General features: G+C 69.9%; 17 protein-coding genes. 14 read left to right on the top strand and 3 right to left on the bottom strand.

Going from position 1 to position 17,179, the window contains the following annotated elements:
* Positions 1-42 precede the first annotated feature (42 nt).
* From EOD42_RS01090 to EOD42_RS01065, 6 genes are all read left to right on the top strand, one after another.
* Positions 43-2,241 carry a glycosyltransferase gene (locus EOD42_RS01090; RefSeq protein WP_127785208.1) on the top strand — a complete coding sequence of 733 codons (2,199 nt, stop codon included), beginning with the start codon at positions 43-45 and terminating at the stop codon, positions 2,239-2,241.
* Between the two features lie 16 nt (positions 2,242-2,257).
* Complete coding sequence (locus EOD42_RS01085; RefSeq protein WP_164867722.1) at positions 2,258-3,292, top strand: class I SAM-dependent methyltransferase; 1,035 nt, start codon at positions 2,258-2,260, stop codon at positions 3,290-3,292.
* Between the two features lie 163 nt (positions 3,293-3,455).
* Complete coding sequence (locus EOD42_RS01080; RefSeq protein ID WP_206020211.1) at positions 3,456-5,024, top strand: ABC transporter substrate-binding protein; 1,569 nt, start codon at positions 3,456-3,458, stop codon at positions 5,022-5,024.
* An 11-nt stretch (positions 5,025-5,035) separates the two neighbouring features.
* Positions 5,036-5,239 (top strand): hypothetical protein, encoded by a 204-nt coding sequence (locus tag EOD42_RS01075; RefSeq protein ID WP_127785205.1) that lies wholly within the window; start codon positions 5,036-5,038, stop codon positions 5,237-5,239.
* Positions 5,236-6,636, top strand: a complete 1,401-nt coding sequence (locus EOD42_RS01070; protein ID WP_127785204.1) for an amidase — start codon at positions 5,236-5,238, stop codon at positions 6,634-6,636. Before EOD42_RS01075 ends, EOD42_RS01070 begins: the two co-directional genes overlap by 4 nt.
* The gene (locus EOD42_RS01065) at positions 6,633-8,255 is read left to right on the top strand and encodes an amidase (RefSeq protein ID WP_127785203.1); all 1,623 of its coding nucleotides are present in this window, start codon (positions 6,633-6,635) and stop codon (positions 8,253-8,255) included. Before EOD42_RS01070 ends, EOD42_RS01065 begins: the two co-directional genes overlap by 4 nt.
* 248 nt (positions 8,256-8,503) lie before the next feature.
* On the opposite strand, the gene EOD42_RS01060 is transcribed toward EOD42_RS01065, so the two are convergent.
* Positions 8,504-9,295: a class II aldolase/adducin family protein gene (locus EOD42_RS01060; RefSeq protein WP_127785202.1), complete on the bottom strand. Its 792-nt coding sequence runs from the start codon at positions 9,293-9,295 to the stop codon at positions 8,504-8,506.
* Between the two features lie 173 nt (positions 9,296-9,468).
* On the opposite strand from EOD42_RS01060, the gene EOD42_RS01055 reads away from it, so the two are divergent.
* The 3 genes from EOD42_RS01055 (at position 9,469) to EOD42_RS01045 (ending at position 12,356) form a co-directional block, all read left to right on the top strand.
* Positions 9,469-10,464 carry an alpha/beta fold hydrolase gene (locus EOD42_RS01055; RefSeq protein WP_127785201.1) on the top strand — a complete coding sequence of 332 codons (996 nt, stop codon included), beginning with the start codon at positions 9,469-9,471 and terminating at the stop codon, positions 10,462-10,464.
* A gap of 111 nt (positions 10,465-10,575) precedes the next feature.
* Positions 10,576-11,367: an SDR family NAD(P)-dependent oxidoreductase gene (locus EOD42_RS01050; RefSeq protein WP_127785200.1), complete on the top strand. Its 792-nt coding sequence runs from the start codon at positions 10,576-10,578 to the stop codon at positions 11,365-11,367.
* A gap of 59 nt (positions 11,368-11,426) precedes the next feature.
* Positions 11,427-12,356, top strand: a complete 930-nt coding sequence (locus EOD42_RS01045) for a GlxA family transcriptional regulator (RefSeq protein WP_127785199.1) — start codon at positions 11,427-11,429, stop codon at positions 12,354-12,356.
* Here EOD42_RS01045 and EOD42_RS01040 read toward each other — a convergent pair.
* Complete coding sequence (locus EOD42_RS01040) at positions 12,337-13,089, bottom strand: hypothetical protein (RefSeq protein WP_164867721.1); 753 nt, start codon at positions 13,087-13,089, stop codon at positions 12,337-12,339. The two genes, EOD42_RS01045 and EOD42_RS01040, sit on opposite strands and share 20 nt — an antisense overlap.
* Positions 13,089-13,718: an MSMEG_1061 family FMN-dependent PPOX-type flavoprotein gene (locus tag EOD42_RS01035; protein ID WP_127785197.1), complete on the bottom strand. Its 630-nt coding sequence runs from the start codon at positions 13,716-13,718 to the stop codon at positions 13,089-13,091. Before EOD42_RS01035 ends, EOD42_RS01040 begins: the two co-directional genes overlap by 1 nt.
* Before the next feature lie 142 nt (positions 13,719-13,860).
* Between EOD42_RS01035 and EOD42_RS01030 the strand changes: the two genes are divergently transcribed.
* The 5 genes from EOD42_RS01030 to EOD42_RS01010 are packed head-to-tail and all read left to right on the top strand — an operon-like array spanning position 13,861 to position 17,155.
* Positions 13,861-14,604: a YebC/PmpR family DNA-binding transcriptional regulator gene (locus tag EOD42_RS01030; protein ID WP_127785196.1), complete on the top strand. Its 744-nt coding sequence runs from the start codon at positions 13,861-13,863 to the stop codon at positions 14,602-14,604.
* The gene (gene ruvC / locus EOD42_RS01025) at positions 14,601-15,107 is read left to right on the top strand and encodes a crossover junction endodeoxyribonuclease RuvC (protein WP_127785195.1); all 507 of its coding nucleotides are present in this window, start codon (positions 14,601-14,603) and stop codon (positions 15,105-15,107) included. Before EOD42_RS01030 ends, ruvC begins: the two co-directional genes overlap by 4 nt.
* Positions 15,104-15,718, top strand: coding sequence for a Holliday junction branch migration protein RuvA (gene ruvA, locus EOD42_RS01020; protein WP_127785194.1), 615 nt, complete (start codon positions 15,104-15,106; stop codon positions 15,716-15,718). Before ruvC ends, ruvA begins: the two co-directional genes overlap by 4 nt.
* Positions 15,715-16,737, top strand: coding sequence for a Holliday junction branch migration DNA helicase RuvB (gene ruvB / locus EOD42_RS01015; protein WP_127785193.1), 1,023 nt, complete (start codon positions 15,715-15,717; stop codon positions 16,735-16,737). Before ruvA ends, ruvB begins: the two co-directional genes overlap by 4 nt.
* On the top strand, positions 16,730-17,155 hold the full coding sequence (locus EOD42_RS01010; RefSeq protein WP_127785192.1) for a YbgC/FadM family acyl-CoA thioesterase: 426 nt from the start codon (positions 16,730-16,732) through the stop codon (positions 17,153-17,155). The genes ruvB and EOD42_RS01010 overlap by 8 nt, the downstream gene beginning before the upstream one ends.
* Positions 17,156-17,179 lie beyond the last annotated feature (24 nt).

Genomic DNA, 17,179 nt, shown 5'->3' with positions numbered 1-17,179 from the left:
AATGACCAGGACTATGCAGCCTTGAACGCCACGTTGCCTGTCATGCCGGCTCCGGATGCACCGCCCCCCCGCCCGGGCCAGCGCTGGCTCTCGCGGCAGATCCGTCGTGCGCGGCTGGTTCTGCGCTGGACGCTCGCCGGTGAACTTGGCCCGGAACTGCGCAAGCGCAAGGAGCCGCTGCTCGCCCGGCTGGATTATCTGCTGTCCCGTGTCGGGCTGCGGCTGCCCCGGCGCCCAAGCCCCCTGCGCCAGGAACTGGGCCTGCCCGCGCTGAAGGACGTGCCGAAGGCGGAGGCCATCCGCCTCACGGTCAGCGACACGCCGGTGGTGACGGTGCTGATCCCGACCTATGGCCAGGTGGACTACACGCTGCTGTGCCTGAACAGCCTGGCGCAATTCCCGCCCCGCACGCCGATCGAGGTGCTGGTGGCCGAGGATGCCTCCGGCGACCGCCGCATCCCGGAATTGCGGAACGTGCCCGGCCTGCGCCTGCTGGAGCGCGAGAAGAACCTTGGCTTCCTGCTGTCCTGCAACGATGCGGCGAAGCACGCGCGCGGGGAGTTCATCTTCCTGCTGAACAACGACACCGAGGTGATGCCGGGCGCGATCGACGCGCTGGTGGCCACCCTGCGCGCCCACCCCGATGCGGGCATGGTCGGCGCGCGGCTGCTGTATCCCGACGGCTACCAGCAGGAGGCAGGCGGCATCGTCTGGCAGGACGGCTCGGCCTGGAACTACGGCCACCGGGACGACCCGACGCGCCCCGACTACAATTACGTGCGTGAGGCCGACTACATCTCCGGCGCCGCGATCATGCTGTCGCTGGAGGTGTGGAACCGCATGGGCGGCTTCGACGAGCACTACGTGCCGGCCTATTGCGAGGACAGCGACCTCGCCTTCCGCATCCGCGCCGCCGGCATGAAGGTGCTGTACCAGCCCGAGGCGAAGGTCATCCATTACGAGGGGATCAGCCACGGCCGGGACGTGAATGCGGGGCTGAAGGCCTATCAGGTGGCCAACACGCAGAAGCTGCTGGCCCGCTGGGCGCCGGAGCTGGGGCGGCACTACCCCAACGGCACCCATGTGATGCGCGCGCGCGACCGTGCCTTCGACCGCCGCATCACGCTGGTCATCGACAACAACCTGCCCGAGCCCGACCGCGATGCGGGCTCCCGCACCATGCTGGCCTTCATGCAGGCGCTGCAGGCCGGCGGGCGCATCGTGAAGTTCTGGCCGCTGAACGGCTATGCCACGCCCGGCTATCTGGAAGCGCTGCAGCAGATGGGCATCCAGGTGTTCCACAACCCCTGGTATGGGCACATGCGGCCCTTCCTGGAACAGAACGGCGCGGACATCGATGAGGTCCTGCTGTCGCGCCCGCATGTCGCGGCAGAGTGCCTGGCGCTGATCCGGCAGTACTGCACCGCTCCGGTGGTGTTCTATGGCCATGACCTGCATTTCGCCCGCATGCGGCGGGAGGCGGAGGCCCGCCAGGACAGCGCCGCCCTGCGTGAGGCCGATGAGATGCTGGAGGCCGAGCGCGCCGTGTGGCGCGCGGTCGACCTGGTGCTGTACCCCAGCGAGGACGAGGCCGCCGAGGTCCGCCGGCTGGAGCCGCAGGTGCCGGCCCTCGGCATCGTTCCCTATGCCCTGCCGCCGGCGGCCCAGGGGCCGCTGCCGCTCGAAGGGCGCTCGGGCGTGGTGTTCGTGGCGGGCTTCGGCCATTCGCCCAATGTGGACGCCGCCCAGTGGCTGGTGCGCGAGATCATGCCCCTGCTGCGGGCCCGCCACCCGAGTCTCCGGCTCTCGCTCGTCGGCTCCAACCCCACCAACGAGGTGAAGGGCCTGGCCGATGCGCTGACGGAAGTCACGGGCTTCGTCAGCGACGAGGAACTGGCCCGCCGCTATGCCGCCGCCCGCGTCACGCTCTGCCCGCTGCGCTTCGGCGCGGGGGTGAAGATGAAGGTGGTCGAGGGCCTGCATTCCGGCGTGCCGCTGGTCATGACCAGCACCGGCGCCCAGGGCCTGCCGGATGTCGAGCAGGTCGCCGGCGTGACGGACGACCCGGCCGAATTCGCCGAACAGGTGCGCCTGCTGCTGGAGGACGACGCCCTGTGGGCCGAGCGTTCGGCCGCCCAACGTGCCTATGTCGATGGCCGCTTCACCCTGGCCGCCATGGGAACCGCGCTGGAGGAAGCCTTCGCCATCGCGGCCCGCCGCCCGCCTTGCCGCAAGGCCTGAACACAGGAGAACCGCCTTGGGCGAGATATTCCCGCGCGAACGCGCCAAGACCGAGCTGGGCTTCACCGGTGAGCGCCTGACCGGCGCCATCCACGGCCAGATCGAGATCGAGCACCTGCACCGCTATTTCCTGGCGCGCGAGATGGCGCGCGGCAAGGACGTGCTCGAGATCGCCTGCGGCGAGGGCTATGGCGCGGCGATGATGGCCCAGGTGGCCAACTCGGTCCTGGCGATGGACGTCTCGACCGAGGCCGTGGCCCATGCCGCCCGCAACTACCGGCGGGACAATCTGCGCTTCGCCCTCGGCGATGCGCGCAAGCTCGATGCCCCCGATGCCTCGGTGGACCTGCTCACCTCCTTCGAGACGCTGGAGCATTTCTACGAGCATGAGCAGTTCTACGCCGAGGCGCGGCGCGTGCTGCGCCCGGGCGGCGCGCTGATCGTCAGCACGCCCGAGCGCGAGGTCTATTCGCCCGAGGGCTCGAACGCGAACATGCACCATGTGCGTGAGCTGACGCGCAGCGAGTTCGAGGCCGGGCTGCGCGCGCAGTTCCCGCATGTGACGCTGATGGCGCAGCGGCCCATGCACGGGTCGGTGATGGCCGCGATCGAGCCGGCCCAGGCCGCGCCGCGCGTCATGTCCTTCGAGCAGCGCGGCGAGGATGCCTTCGAGACGAATGAGGGCCTGCCGCGCGGGGTCTATCTGGTGGCCGTCGCCTCCGACCAGCCGGTGCAGGTGCCGGTGGCCAGCCAGTATATCGCGACCTCGCGCCTCGACTGGCAGCTGGACCACTGGAAGCATCTGGGCGTGCAGGAAGCGCGTGAGAAGCTGCGCGAGGAGCAGGCCCGGCTGCGCGACGAGGCGCGTTCCGAGATCACCGCGCTGGAGGAGGAACTGGCCCGCCGCATCGCGCGTGAGCAGGAGCTGCTGGGTGAGCGCGACAACGCCCTGGCCGTGCTGCGTGAGGCGGAGGCGAGCCTGACCGGCCTGCGCAACAGCACCAGCTGGCGCCTGACGGCACCCCTGCGGCGGATGCTCGGCAAGGGCTGAACAGCCCGCGCAAATGTCATAACGTTTATCCGTTGACGCCCCCGCGGACGGCCCACATGCTGCCCGCAAGAGGACGCCGTCACACCACCGAGCTGGATGGGGTGTGCGGATGCAGGATATTCTGGGGGGCGGCCTTGGCCGTCGTCATCTTCTGGGTGCGGCCATGGCCGCGCTGCCTTTCGATCTGGCCCAGGCCCAATCGCCGGGCGGCACGCTGCGCGTCGGCATGACGCTCGCCTCCGTGCCGCTGACCAATGGCTGCCCCGACCAGGGCGGCGAGGGCCAGCGCTTCATGGGCATCACCCTCTATAACGCGCTGTGCGAATGGGACCTGTCGCGTTCCGACCGCCCCTCTCCCATCAAGGCGGGGCTGGCCACCGAATGGGCGCCGGACCCCGCCAACCCCAAGCGGTGGTGGTTCACCATCCGTGAGGGCGTGCGCTTCCATGACGGCAAGATCCTGACGGCGGAGGACGTGACCTTCTCCTTCGACCGGGCCTTCCGGCGTGAGGCCGCATGGTACGACCAGCGCGCCAATGCCCAGGTCTCCAACCGCGTGCCCAACATCACCGACTGGGGGCATGAGGGTGAGCGGCGTTTCTGGATGGAAACCAGCTACATCGACGCCACGGTGCCCTTCGGCATCATCTATGTCGGCATCACCCACAAGGGCGCGTGGGAGGCCGCTGGCCGCAGCTGGGAGACCTATCTGACCCGCCCCGTGGGCACCGGCCCCTGGAAGCTGGAGCAATGGTCGATCCGTGAGCGCGCGGTGATGGTGCGCAACGCCGAACATTGGGAGGCCGCGCGCATCCCCAGGACCGAGCGGCTGGTGCTGCTGCCGCTGCCCGATGCCAATACCCGCGTGGCTGCCCTGCGCTCCGGCCAGGTGGATTTCATCGAGGCGCCCCCGCCCGATGCCATCCCCACCCTGCGCAATGCGGGCTTCAACATCGTCACCAATGTCTATCCGCATAACTGGACCTGGCATTTCTCGATGCTGGAGGGCTCGCCCTGGCGCGACATCCGGGTGCGCAAGGCGGCGAACCTCGCGATCGACCGCGCCGGCATGAAGGAAATGCTGGGCGGCACCATGGCCGAGGGCGCGGGCATCGTGACCCCGGACAGCCCCTGGTACGGCAACCCGACCTTCAAGCTGGAACACAACCCCGCCGAGGCGCGCCGCCTGCTGGCGGAGGCGGGTTTCTCCACCCGCAACCCGGTCCGCACCAAGATCGCGATCTCGGCCAGCGGGTCGGGGCAGATGCAGCCCCTGCCGATGAACGAGTTCATCCAGCAGAACCTGCGCGAGGTCGGCATCGAGATCGACTTCGAGGTGGTGGAATGGAACGCGCTGCTGGTGATCCGGCGCGAGGGCGCGGCCAAGGCGATGCAGCGCGGCGTCACGGGGCTCAACTGCTCCTACGGCGCGGCGGACCCCTACAGCGGCTTCATGCGGCTGCTGAAATCCAACCTGACCCCGCCGCAGGGCGGCAATTTCGGCTGGTACAGCGACCCCGCCATGGATGCGATGATGGATGAGGCCTTCCTGACGCCCGATGTCGCGGCCCAGAATGCGCTGATCGCGCGCATCCACACCCGCATCGTGGACGAGGCGCTGTTCCTGTTCGTGGCGCATGACCTGAACCCGCGCGCCATGAGCCGGCGGGTCAAGGGCTTCGTGCAGGCGCGGTCCTGGTCGCAGGACCTGGCGCCGATCAGCATGGCTTGAGGGGAAACATCGTGAGTGACACTGCCGAGGCCGATTTCCAGGCCCTGCTGCGCATCGCCGGCATCAGCTTTTCCGAGGAACGCTACCCCATCATGCTCGATGCCTATCGAAGCTGGCTGAAGCTGGTGGAGGTGCTGGACGAGCCCCTGCCCATGGCGGTGGAGCCTGCGGCGGCACCCCGGCTGGAGCCCCCGCTTAAGGCGATGGGCAAATGAGCACCCCCGCACCGCTGCCGGGCCTGGCCGAATCCTCGCGCATGATCGCTGAGGGCAGCACCACCCCCACCGCGCTGGTCGAGCAGGCGCTGGGCCGCATCGCAGCCCTGGAGCCCCGGCTGAACGCCTTCATCACCCTGACGGCGGACCGGGCGCTTGCCGCAGCCAAGGCCGCCGGGGCCGAGATCGCCGCCGGCCGCAGGCGCGGCCCGCTGCATGGCGTTCCCTATGCGCTGAAGGACATCTATGACGTGGCGGGCGTGCCCACCACGGCGCATTCCCGCGTGCTGCTGGGCAACACCCCGACGCAGGACGCCGAGACCACCGCGCGGCTGGAAGCCGCCGGCATGGTGCTGATGGGCAAGCTGTCCACGCATGAATTCGCGCGCGGCGGGCCGACCGACAGGCTGTATTGGCCTTCCGCCAAGAACCCCTGGAAGCTGGATCACTTCGCGGGCGGTTCCTCCTCGGGCTCCGGTGTCGCGGTGGCGTCGGGCATGGTGGCCATGGCGATGGGCACCGACACGGGCGGGTCGATCCGCGCGCCCGCGGTCTATTGCGGCATCACGGGGTTGAAGCCGACCTATGGGCGGGTGTCGCGCCGGGGCATCGTGCCGCTTTCCTTCGGGCTGGACCATGCGGGGCCGCTGACCCGCAGCGCCGAGGACTGCGCGATGAGCATGCAGGTCCTGGCCGGGCATGACCCGGGCGACCCGGGTTCCGCCCCCGTGCCGCCCGGCGACTATCTGGCCGGGCTGAAGGACGGCATCCGGGGCATGACCATCGGCTATGCCAAGGCCTTCAACGCAGGGTTCGCCATCTCCGCCGAGGCGCATGCCGCCCAGGAGGAAGCCGTCGAGGTGCTGCGGGGCCTGGGGGCCAGGGTGGTCGAGGTCACGCTGCCGTCGATGCGCCACATGGAGGCCGCGACCTGGACCATCCTGCAAGCCGAATCCTTCGCCATCCACCAGGAGCACCTGCGCAAAACGCCCGAGCTGTACGGCCGGGTGACGCGGGAACGCATCGCGCTGGGTGCCTTCGTCACCGGGCCGCATTACGTCCAGGCACAGCGCCTGCGCAGCCTGCTGACCGAACAGATGAGTGCGGTGTTCCAGCATTGCGACGCCTTCCTCTGCGCGCCGGTCGGCGGCACGGCGCCGGCGCTGACGGATGTGGATGAAGGCCCCTGGCGCAAGCAGCAGCCGCTGACCGCGCCCTTCAACCTGACCGGCCACCCGGCGCTGTGCGTGCCGGGTGGCTTCGGTGCCAACGGGTTGCCGCTGTCGCTGCAATTCGTGGGGCCGGCCTTCGCCGAGGCGGTGCTGCTGCGCATCGCCCATGCGCTGGAAACCGTGACCGACCACCACACCCGCCGCCCGCCGGAGGCCTGGGCATGACCGAGCTGCATTTCCTCTCGATCGCGGAGGCCGGCGCGCTGATCGCGGCGCGCAAGCTCTCGCCCGTCGAGCTGACCCGCGCCTTCCTGGCGCGGATCGAGGCGCTGGACGACCAGCTGAACGCCTATCTGCTGGTGACCGCGGACCAGGCGCTGGACCAGGCCCGCACCGCCGAGACCGAGATCATGGCCGGGCGCTATCTGGGGCCGCTGCATGGCATCCCCTATGCGCTGAAGGACATCTTCTGCACCGCCGGCATCCGCACCACCGGCCATTCCCGCACCGCGCTGGACCATGTGCCGGAGCAGGACGCCTTCAGCGTGGCGCTGCTGCGCCAGGCGGGGATGGTGCTGCTGGGCAAGCTGGCGACGCATGAATTCGCCCATGGCGGGCCGAGTTTCGACGTGGCCTTCCCGCCCGCGCGCAACCCGTGGGACACGGCGCGTTTCACGGGCGGGTCGTCATCCGGCTCCGGGGCCGCGGTGGCGGCGGGGCTCGCCATGGCGGCGATGGGCAGCGACACGGGCGGGTCCATCCGCAACCCGGCGGCCCTGTGCGGCCTGGCGGGGCTGAAGCCCAGCTATGGGCTGATCAGCCGGCGCGGGGTCTGGACCAACAGCTTTTCCTTCGACCATGCCGGCCCCATGGCCTGGACGGTGCGCGACGTGGCGCTGCTGATGCAGGCGCTGGCCGTGCATGACCCGCTGGACCCCGGCAGCGCCGCCATGCCGCCCACCGATTTCGCGGGTGCCCTGGGTGGCGATCTGAAGGGCATCCGCATCGGCGTGCTGCGCCACCAGTATGAGGAGGAACTGCCCGTCGCCCCCGCCCTGCGCGCCGCGATGGAGGAGGCGCTGGGCGTGATGCGCGGCCTGGGCGCGGAGCTGGAGGATGTGCGCATCCGCCCCGCCCAGGATTATTGCGACGTGAAGATCGTGGCCGCCGAAAGCGAGCTGTATTCGGTGCATGAGGCCATGTTGCGCGCCGACCCCGGCGGCTTCGGGGAGGATTTTCTGGGCCGGTCCCTGCCCGCCATCCTGATCGGGGCTGGGGATTACATGAACGCTCAGCGGGAACGCCGGGTGATGATTGAACAGGCCGCGCCGCTGTGGGAGAAATACGACGCGCTGGTCACGGCGGGGCCCGGCCCGGCACCGCTGCTCTGTGCCTGGCGCACCATCCAGTTCTGGCAGAAGGCCTCGCTGACCACGCCCTTCAACGTGCTGGGCGGCCCGGCGCTGGCGCAATGCATCGGCTACACGGAGGGCGGCCTGCCGCTGTCCATGCAACTGGTGGGCGCACCCCAGGCCGATGCGCGCATCCTGGCCATCGCCGATGCCTATGAACGCGCGACGCCCTGGCGCGCCCGCCGGCCCGCCCTGGTGCCCGGCGCGCCCCAGCCGCCGCTGCCGCCCGTGCCGGAACCGGCACCGGTGGAACTGACCGTTGCCGAGTTGGCGCTGGTCGAGGGCATGGCCAGGCAGGCCGGGCTGAGGCTGACGGAGCGGCAATTCGCGCTGCTGGCCTCCGCCGCGCCCTATGTGTGGGGGATGACGGCGCGGTTGCGCGGCAGCCGGCATTTCGGAGCGGAGCCGGCGAACAGTTTTCATCTGGGGTAGCGCCGGGGGGCCTTGCCCCGGACCCCGCGCAGGGGCTCCGCCCCTGCACCCCGCCAGGACCGTAGCGGCCCTGGACCCCGGGGGGTTGGCGCCAAACCCTGATGGCGTTGATTATTATAATAAAAATGGCGCCCGGCCTGCGAGGGTGGGCGCCAACTTATATCAGGTCCAGGAGATATTATCTCCTGGCGGGGAGTTTGAGGGGCGGCGCCCCTCAATGGGGGCCGGGGGCAACGCCCCCGCCTTCCTCAGCTCCGCCAGTCGCTGCCCTGGCCCTCGATCAGCGCCAGCGAGGAGTCCCAGGCGAACTGGGAGCTGTCGAGCGTGCGCGGGCTGTTGAACTGGGCAGCGGTCTTGAGGCGGACTTCCTCGGGCGGCAGCACCAGCTCGGCACCGCCGGCCAGGGCCGCGACCTGCGCCTGGCAGGCACGCTCCAGGTAGTAGATCTGCGACCACGCCTCGGGGATGGTGCGGCCGCCGACCAGCAGGCCGTGGTTCAGCAGGATCATCGCCTTGTGGGTGGGGCCGAGGTCGGCGATCAGGCGCTCGCGCTCGTCCAGGTCCAGGGCGATGCCCTCATAGCCGTGATAGGCCAGGTGGCCGTAGAAGCGCAGCGCATGCTGGCTGATGGGCAGCAGCCCGTGCTTCTGGGCAGAGACCGCGATGCCGGCGGAGGTGTGGGTGTGTACCACGCACATCAGGTCCTCACGCGCCATGTGGATGGCGGAGTGGATGGTGAAGCCGGCCGCGTTCACCTTGGGCGAGGACATGGCATCGCCCGCGCCGTCCTCCAGCACGTTGCCGTGCAGGTCCACCTTCACCAGGTCGCTGGCGCGCATCTCATGGAACAGCACGCCGTAGCGGTTGATCAGGAAGTGATGCTCATCGCCGGGCAGGCGCGCGGACAGGTGGGTGTAGATCAGGTCCGTCATGCGGTGATGCGCGACCAGCCGGTACAGCGCGGCCAGGTCGCAGCGGATCTGCCACTCTTCCTCGGAGATATGCGCGGGCTTCGCGCTGGTCTTCACGGCGATATTCATGCGGGTCTCCTGTGCCCTTGCCCCTGCTCGGGCCCCAATGCTGCCGCGCAGCTTGGCACGATGTCAGACAGGTGACGAGGCACGAAAGCGCGCGTTTTCCGCCGAATTCCGCTCCGCTTGCCCACCCCTTGGGCGCATGAGAGCCTTCCGCGCAGTCGAAGCAGGAGCGCGCGATGGGCTGGCCGAAGCAGCAGGGCATTCTGGAACTGGGCGACATGCCCCTCCATGCGGGCGGGGTGCTGCGCGGCGCCCGGCTCAGCTGGAAGGCGCACGGCACGCTGTCGGCCGCGCGGGACAATGTGATCGTCTACCCGACCAGCTATTCGGCGCAGCACCCGGAGCTGGAGTGGCTGATCGGGCCCGAGGGCATCCTGGACCCCACGCGCTGGTTCATCGTGCAGCCGGACATGTTCGGCAACGGGCTGTCCAGCAGCCCGAGCAACACGCCCGACTACCCCGCTCTCGTCACCGCCTTCGACAATGTGCGCGCGCAGCAGCGCCTGTTGGCCGAACAGTTCGGTGTTCGGCGCGTGGCCTGTGTCTATGGCTGGTCCATGGGCGCGCAGCAGGCCTATCACTGGGCGGCGGAGTTTCCCGAGGCGGTGGAGCGCATCGTGGTCAATTGCGGTTCCGCCCGCACGGCCGTGCACAACCAGGTGTTCCTGCGCAGCCTGATGGCCCTGCTGGAGGCAGCGCCGGAATATCTCGGCAACGGGCGCTTCTCGGCGGAGCCCGAGGCCACGGTGCGGGCCTTCGCCCGGGTCTATGCCGGCTGGGCGCTGAGCCAGGATTTCTACCGCGCCGGGCTGCATCTGGCGCAGGAGCCGGATCTGGAGAGCTTCCTGGTCAACCAGTGGGAAAGGCGCTGGGCCATCCGCAGCGCCGCCAACCTCTATGCCCAGCTGAAATGCTGGGACGCCGGAGACATCGCGCGCGGCGGGGATCTCGCGGAGGCCCTTGGCGCCATCCGGGCCAGGGTGCTGCTGATGCCCGGCGCCACGGACCTGTATTTCCGCGTGGCCGACAATGAGGCCGAGCTGCCGCATCTGCGCCAGGCGAAGCTGTCGCCCATTCCGAGCATCTGGGGGCACCGGGCTGGCAATCCGCTGGGCAATCCGGCCGATACCGCCTTCATCCGCCAGGCGGTGGCCGAATGGCTGGCGGCGTAGAATGTCCTGAATCGAGGCATCCCTGACATTCAAGACATAGCGGGCCGTGCCTAGTTTCCGCCCAACCGCCGCGGCATGTCGCCGCGGCCGATTGAGACAGGAAGCAGGCCCATGGCCAGCAACATTGGTACAGCCGTCGTCACCGGCGCCTCGACGGGCATCGGCGCCCTCTATGCCGAGGGCCTCGCCGCGCGCGGGCATGACGTGATCCTCGTGGCGCGCAACGCGCAGCGCCTGGAGGCCACCGCGCAGCGCATCCGTGACCGCCACGGCGTGGCGGTGCGCAGCATCGCGGCCGATCTGGGCGACGCCGCCCAGCTGCACGCGCTGGAAACGGAGCTGGCGGCCGATCCGTCCATCACCGTGCTGGTGAACAATGCCGGCATGGGCGCGGCCGGCACGCTGGAGCAGACCGACCCCGCGCGGCTGGACGCGATCGTGGCGCTGAACGTCACCGCGCTGATGCGCCTGACCCGCGCGCTGGTGCCGGGCATGCGCGCCCGGGGCAAGGGCAGGGTGGTGAACATCGCCTCCGTCCTGGCGATGGCGCCCGAGATGGTCCATGGCGTCTACGGCGCCACCAAGGCCTTCGTGTTGGCCTTCAGCCAGTCCCTGCGACACGAATTCGCGGGTAGCGGCCTGTCGGTGCAGGTGCTGATGCCGGGCGCCACGGCGACCGAGTTCTGGGGCTCTGCGGGCATCGATGTGGGCAACGTCCCGCGTGAGATGGTGATGACGGTGAACGACCTGGTGGCGGCCGCCCTCATCGCCTTCGACCGCGAGGAGTTCGCCGTGCTGCCCGCCCTGCAGGACGCGGCGCTGTGGGAGAATTACGAGGGCGCCCGCCAGGCGCTGATCCCCAACCTCTCCACCTCCCGCATCGCGCCGCGCTACGCGGCTTGACGCGGTGAGGATCGTGGCCTGAAATGATGGATGCGCCATTTCAGGCCATGGAGACGGTCATGCCCAGCATCGCCTATGTCGTCTGCGACGGGTTCCAGGTGATGAGCATGGCCGCCCTGACGGCCTTCGAGATGGCCAATGCCGCCCTCGGCCGGAAGGCCTATGAGGTGCGGGTCGTCTCGGAGCATGGCGGGCCGGTGCGCAACACGCTGGGCTTCACCATCGACACCCGGCCCTGGGGCGAGGATTTCGCGGACACCACCATCACCGGCGGTTCCTTCGAGACCCGCACCGGCACGCCGGGCGTCATCCGCTACCTCCAGGACGCCTCCTGCCATTCCCGCCGCATCGCCGGCATCTGCACCGGCGCCTATATGCTGGCGGAGGCCGGGCTGCTGGACGGCCGCCGCGCCAGCACCCATTGGGCCCATGCCCGCGCCCTGCAGGCCCAATACCCCAAGGTGCAGGTGCAGTCTGACCGCATCTTCGTGCAGGACGGGCCGGTCTGGACCTCGGCGGGGATGAGTGCGGGCATCGACCTGGCGCTCGCGCTGGTCGAGGATGATTTCGGCCAGCAGATCGCCAAGCAGGCCGCGCGCAGCATGGTGGTCTATCTGCGCCGGCCGGGCGGGCAGTCCCAATTCTCCACCCTGCTGGAGCTGGAGCCCAAATCCGACCGCATCCGCCGCGCGCTGATCCATGCGAAGGAAAACCTGCGCGACGCGCTCTCGGTGGAGGAGCTGGCGGACAGCGCGAGCCTGAGCCCGCGCCAGTTCAGCCGCCTGTTCCGCGAGGAGACCGGGCAATCCCCCGCCAAGGCGGTGGAGCATCTGCGGCTGGAGGCGGCGCGCATGATGATGGACGAAGGCCGGCGCACCATGGACGAGGTGGCGCGCGAAACCGGCTTCGCGGACCGGGAGCGGATGCGCCGCGCCTTCATCCGCACCTTCGGCCAGCCGCCGGCCGCGATCAGGCGGGCGGTCGTATAGCCAGCGCCTGGCGTGCCTGCTCGATCTCGGGCAGGGCATCACGGTCGCTCATGACCAGCGCCTCGAAGGCCGAACGCAGATAGGCGAAGCCCCAGCGCAGGCGTGGCAGGCCCGCGGCCGCGTCCGGGCCGCGCAGGGCCTCCAGCCGGGACAGCGCCTCGGCCTGCAATTCCATCTGGCGGCGGATGCGCCAGCCATGCTCGGACATTTCCGCCCCGAAGGCCGGGCGCAGCCCCACCCGGGCCTGCACGGCGCGGATAGGCGGCAGCTCCTGTTCGGTGATGCGCAGGTTCTCCATCAGCCTTTCGCCGGCGCCGAACACTTCCTGGCGGGTGAAGCGGATCGCGTCCTGCTCGGCAGGGCCGGTGATCCGGGTGGCCAGGCTGCGCAGCGTGGCGAAATAGTCGGACAGCGCGCGGGCATGGGCCTGGGTCAGCGCCAGCAGGGCGGTGCGCTCGGCGGCGGTGCAGCCCTGGCGCTCGGCCGCGCTCGCCGGGCGCGAGCAGTCGGGCGCGGGCATGGGGGGCGCGGGCATGGGGGGCGGCGCCTCGGCCCGGCGGCCGCGGCGGGGCGGCTCGGGCGGCGGGGTCCAGGCGGGCGGCGGCACCACCTCTGCCTCGGCGGCCAGCCGGCCGGCATAGCCGCGCATGGTATCGGCGAAGGCGTCGTAGCGGTCGGGCGGCGTGGCGCAGCCCGCCAGGGCCAGCAGCGCCAGCAGTGCGGCGGCGCGCATCAGTAGAGCGTGGCGCGCAGCCGGGCCGGCCCGTCGCGGTCATAGGCGGCGGCATCCAGCCCGCCGCGCAGGTGCTCGGCCAGCAGCTGGCCCATGCTGGGCAGCCCCTCGGGCCGCTTGCGCTCACCCCACAGGCTGGAGCGGATGAAGGCCTTGGGGCATTGCAGATAGACTTCCGTCACCGTGGTGATCAGCACGGTGGTGGGCAGCTTTTCCTCGGCGATGCACAGTTCGCGAAATGCCGGGTCGGTCGAGATGCGCGCCTGGCCGTGCACCCGCAGCGTCTCCCCGGCGCCGGGCACCAGGAACAGGAAGGCGACGGCCGGGTTGTCGATGATGTCCCGATAGCCGTCCAGCCGGTTGTTGCCGCGCCGGTCAGGCAGCACCAGCGTCTTTTCATCCGGCGCCAGCACGAAGCCCGGAGCATCGCCGCGCGGGGTCACATGCGGGCCGCGCGGGCCGCTCGTGGCCAGCAGGCAGAAGGGGGAGGCCGCGATGAAGGCCCGCGTCTTGGCCTCCAGCCGGTCGGTCACCTTGTTCATCACCGTCTCTGACGGCGCGGCATACAGGGCCTGCAAAGCCTCATGCGTGGTGACGGCGAAGGGGTCTGTGGTGGGCTGGACGTCCATGCCGGTTATTTTGCAGCCGGTTTCACGCCGTTGCCAGAGGTTTCACCCCGTTCCGGCGGTGGCAAATCGAGCGATACATGGCTATATGAGCCGCAATTCATCCGATTTCTGAGGTCCGTTTCTAAGGTTTTGGGGGCAGGGCATGGCCGGCCATTCGCAGTTCAAGAACATCATGCACCGCAAGGGCGGCCAGGACGCCAAGCGGTCCCGCGCCTTCGCGAAGATCGGGCGCGAGATCAGCGTCGCGGTGAAGGGCGGCTCGCCCGACCCGAACCACAACCCGCGCCTGCGCGCGGCGCTGGTGGCGGCGCGGCTGGCCAACATGTCCAAGGACGCGGTCGATCGCGCCATCAAGAAGGCCTCGGGCGCCGGCGGCGGCGAGGACTACGTGGAGGTCCGCTACGAGGGTCGCGGCCCGGGCAATGTCTCGATCATCGTCGAGGCGCTGACCGATAACCGTAACCGCACCGCCTCCGACCTGCGCTCCATGTTCTCAAAATACGGCGGCGCCTTCGGTGAGACGGTGGCCTTCCAGTTCGACCGGGTGGGCGCCGTGCGCTATCCGGCGGCGGTGGCCGATGCCGACACCATGCTGGAAGCCGCCATCGAGGCCGGCGCCGATGACGTGGCCAGCACCGAGGCCGGGCACGAGATCATCACCGCCTCCGACGCGCTGGGCACGGTGCAGGCCGAGCTGGAGCAGAAGTTCGGCGAGGCCGAGAGCGCCAAGCTGGAATGGCGCCCCAACATGACCGTGCAGGTGGACGAGGAGGCGGCGACCACGCTGCTGAAGCTGCTCGACCTGCTGGACGACCATGACGACGTGCAGAACGTGACCGCCAATTTCGACATCGACGAAGCGGTCATGGAAAAGCTGTCGGCATGATCCGCATCCTGGGTCTCGACCCGGGATTGACCCACACCGGGTGGGGCCTGATCGAGGCCGCGCGCGGCCGGCTGGTGCATGTGGCCAATGGCGCGATCTCGACCAAGGCCGACACGCCCCTGGCCGAGCGGCTTTCCGCCATCTATCGCGGGCTGGACGCGCTGATTATGGAGCTGCGGCCGGATGAGGCCGCGGTCGAGCATACCTATGTGAACAAGAACCCGGCCGCCGCGCTGAAGCTGGGCCAGGCGCGGGGCGTGGTGCTGCTGGCACCCGCCATGGCGGGGCTGGTGGTGGCCGAATACCAGGCGATGGAAGTCAAGCGCGCCGTGGTCGGCACCGGCCATGCCGACAAGATCCAGGTGCAGGACATGGTGAAGCGCCTGCTGCCCGGCGCGCGGCTGGCGCGTGCCGATGCGGCCGATGCGCTGGCGATCGCGATCTGCCACGCCCATCACCGCGAAAGCCGCGCCGTGCTGGCCAAAGCGATGGCGCAGGCATGATCGCGGGGCTGACCGGGCGGGTGGACGCCATCCAGGACGGGGCGGCGGTGCTGGACGTGAACGGCGTGGGCTACCTGGTCCATTGCTCCCGCAAGACGCTGGACAAGCTGACGGCGCGCGAGGGCGCGCAGAAGCTGCTGGTGGAAACCCGCGTCAGCCAGGATGCCATCACCCTGTTCGGCTTCATGGATGCCGGGGAACGCGAGGCGTTCCGCGCGCTGATCGAGGTGAAGACGGTGGGCCCGCAGAAGGCGCTGATGGTGCTGTCGGGCCTCGACCCCAATGGCCTCGCGCGCGTCATCGCCGCCAAGGAACGCAAGAAGCTGGCCGAGGTGAAGGGGCTGGGGGCCGCCACGGCCAACCGCATCATCGACGAACCCGCGATGCAGAAATGGGCCGTGGGCCGTGCGATGCCCGAGGCCGACGGCGTGGGCGCCGTGGAGCTGGCGCCGGCCGGCGGCGCGGAGCGCGACGCCGTCTCCGCCCTGGTGAACCTGGGCATGAAGCGGCCGGAGGCCGAGGCCGCGATCAACCGCGTCTCGAAGCGGCTGGGCGAGGGCGCGAGCCTGGACGCGCTGATCCGTGACGGGCTGAAGGAGTTCGCGCGGTGAGCGAACGCCTGAGCGACCCCGAGCGCCGCGACGAGGATTCCACCGAAGGCGCCCTGCGCCCGCAGACGCTGGCCGAATTCACCGGCCAGAAGATCGTCCGCGAGAATCTGTCCATCTTCATCCAGGCCGCCAAGGTGCGCGGCGAGGCGCTGGACCACGTGCTGCTGCACGGCCCCCCGGGCCTGGGCAAGACGACGCTGGCGCAGATCGTCTCGCGCGAACTCGGCGTGGGTTTCCGCGCCACCTCCGGCCCGGTGCTGCAGCGCGCGGGGGACCTCGCGGCGATCCTGACCAACCTTCAGCCGCGCGACGTGCTGTTCGTGGACGAGATCCACCGCCTGCAACCGGCCATCGAGGAAACCCTCTATCCCGCGATGGAGGATTTCCAGCTCGACCTCATCATCGGCGAGGGGCCGGCCGCGCGCACCGTGCGCATCGACCTGCCGCCCTTCACCCTGGTCGGCGCCACCACCCGCTCCGGCCTGCTGGCCCAGCCGCTGCGCGACCGCTTCGGCATCCCGCTGCGGCTGGTGCTGTACACGCCGGATGAGCTGCTGGGCATCGTGCGCCGCGGCGCCTCCAAGCTGGGTTTCGACCTGGCGGATGAGGGCGCGGAGGAAATCGCGAAGCGTTCGCGGGGCACGCCGCGCATCGCGGGCCGGCTGCTGCGCCGCATCCGCGATTTCGCGCTGGTGGAGGGCCGCACCGCCGACCGCCGCATGGTCGATGCCGCGCTGGCGCGGCTGGAAGTCGACGCGCGCGGGCTGGATGCGATGGACCGCCGGTACCTGCTGCGCATCGCCCAGCACCACAATGGCGGTCCGGTGGGCGTCGAGACGCTGGCCGCCGCGCTGGCCGAATCACGCGATACGCTGGAAGACGTGATCGAGCCCTTCCTGATCCAGGAAGGCTTCGTGCTGCGCACCCAGCGCGGCCGGATGCTGGGGGATGCCGGCTGGCGCCACCTGGGCCTGACGCCCCCGGCGGGATCGGGGCAGGGGGACCTGCTGGATGTCTGACGATTTCCTGCACCCCGTCCGCACCTATTACGAAGACACCGACGCGGGCGGCATCGTCTATCACGCCACCTACTTGCGCTGGGCCGAACGCGCCCGGACGGAGGCCCTGCGCTCCATCGGGCTCCCCCATGCCGAGATGGCATCCCAGGCGGGCGCCATGCTGGTGGTGAAGCGCATCGAGGTGGAGTATGCGAAGCCCGCCCGGCTGGATGATCTGGTCACGGTCCGGACACGCGTGCGCCATGTCGGCGCCGCACTGGACCTGGATCAGGACGTGCTGCTGAACGATGAGATCCTGGCCGCATTGAAGGTGCGGCTGGTGTGCGTGGGGGCCGCAGGGCTGCGCCCGCGTCCCGTGCCCGAACCCTGGCGTTCCGCGCTGCGCGCGCGGATCGCTTCCCCGGAGAATGCCGCATGAATGGTGTGACCGCAGCCCCCCTCG

It is taken from the genome of Rhodovarius crocodyli (assembly GCF_004005855.1).
In the GTDB taxonomy this organism is placed as follows: domain Bacteria; phylum Pseudomonadota; class Alphaproteobacteria; order Acetobacterales; family Acetobacteraceae; genus Rhodovarius; species Rhodovarius crocodyli.
The sequence above is the reverse complement of the archived record's forward strand: the minus strand, read 5'-3'. Positions and strand labels throughout refer to the sequence as shown.

Excerpts from the sequence above, each read along its gene's own strand:
- EOD42_RS01090 (WP_127785208.1), top strand. The coding sequence starts at position 43 with ATGCCGGCTCCGGATGCACCGCCCCCCCGCCCGGGCCAGCGCTGGCTC.
- EOD42_RS01060 (WP_127785202.1), bottom strand. The coding sequence starts at position 9,295 with ATGAATATCGCCGTGAAGACCAGCGCGAAGCCCGCGCATATCTCCGAG.
- ruvC (WP_127785195.1), top strand. The coding sequence starts at position 14,601 with ATGATCCGCATCCTGGGTCTCGACCCGGGATTGACCCACACCGGGTGG.
- EOD42_RS01070 (WP_127785204.1), top strand. The coding sequence starts at position 5,236 with ATGAGCACCCCCGCACCGCTGCCGGGCCTGGCCGAATCCTCGCGCATG.
- EOD42_RS01050 (WP_127785200.1), top strand. The coding sequence starts at position 10,576 with ATGGCCAGCAACATTGGTACAGCCGTCGTCACCGGCGCCTCGACGGGC.
- EOD42_RS01035 (WP_127785197.1), bottom strand. The coding sequence starts at position 13,718 with ATGGACGTCCAGCCCACCACAGACCCCTTCGCCGTCACCACGCATGAG.
- EOD42_RS01030 (WP_127785196.1), top strand. The coding sequence starts at position 13,861 with ATGGCCGGCCATTCGCAGTTCAAGAACATCATGCACCGCAAGGGCGGC.
- EOD42_RS01065 (WP_127785203.1), top strand. The coding sequence starts at position 6,633 with ATGACCGAGCTGCATTTCCTCTCGATCGCGGAGGCCGGCGCGCTGATC.
- EOD42_RS01045 (WP_127785199.1), top strand. The coding sequence starts at position 11,427 with ATGCCCAGCATCGCCTATGTCGTCTGCGACGGGTTCCAGGTGATGAGC.
- EOD42_RS01055 (WP_127785201.1), top strand. The coding sequence starts at position 9,469 with ATGGGCTGGCCGAAGCAGCAGGGCATTCTGGAACTGGGCGACATGCCC.
- ruvA (WP_127785194.1), top strand. The coding sequence starts at position 15,104 with ATGATCGCGGGGCTGACCGGGCGGGTGGACGCCATCCAGGACGGGGCG.
- EOD42_RS01080 (WP_206020211.1), top strand. The coding sequence starts at position 3,456 with ATGGCCGCGCTGCCTTTCGATCTGGCCCAGGCCCAATCGCCGGGCGGC.
- EOD42_RS01010 (WP_127785192.1), top strand. The coding sequence starts at position 16,730 with ATGTCTGACGATTTCCTGCACCCCGTCCGCACCTATTACGAAGACACC.
- EOD42_RS01040 (WP_164867721.1), bottom strand. The coding sequence starts at position 13,089 with ATGCGCGCCGCCGCACTGCTGGCGCTGCTGGCCCTGGCGGGCTGCGCC.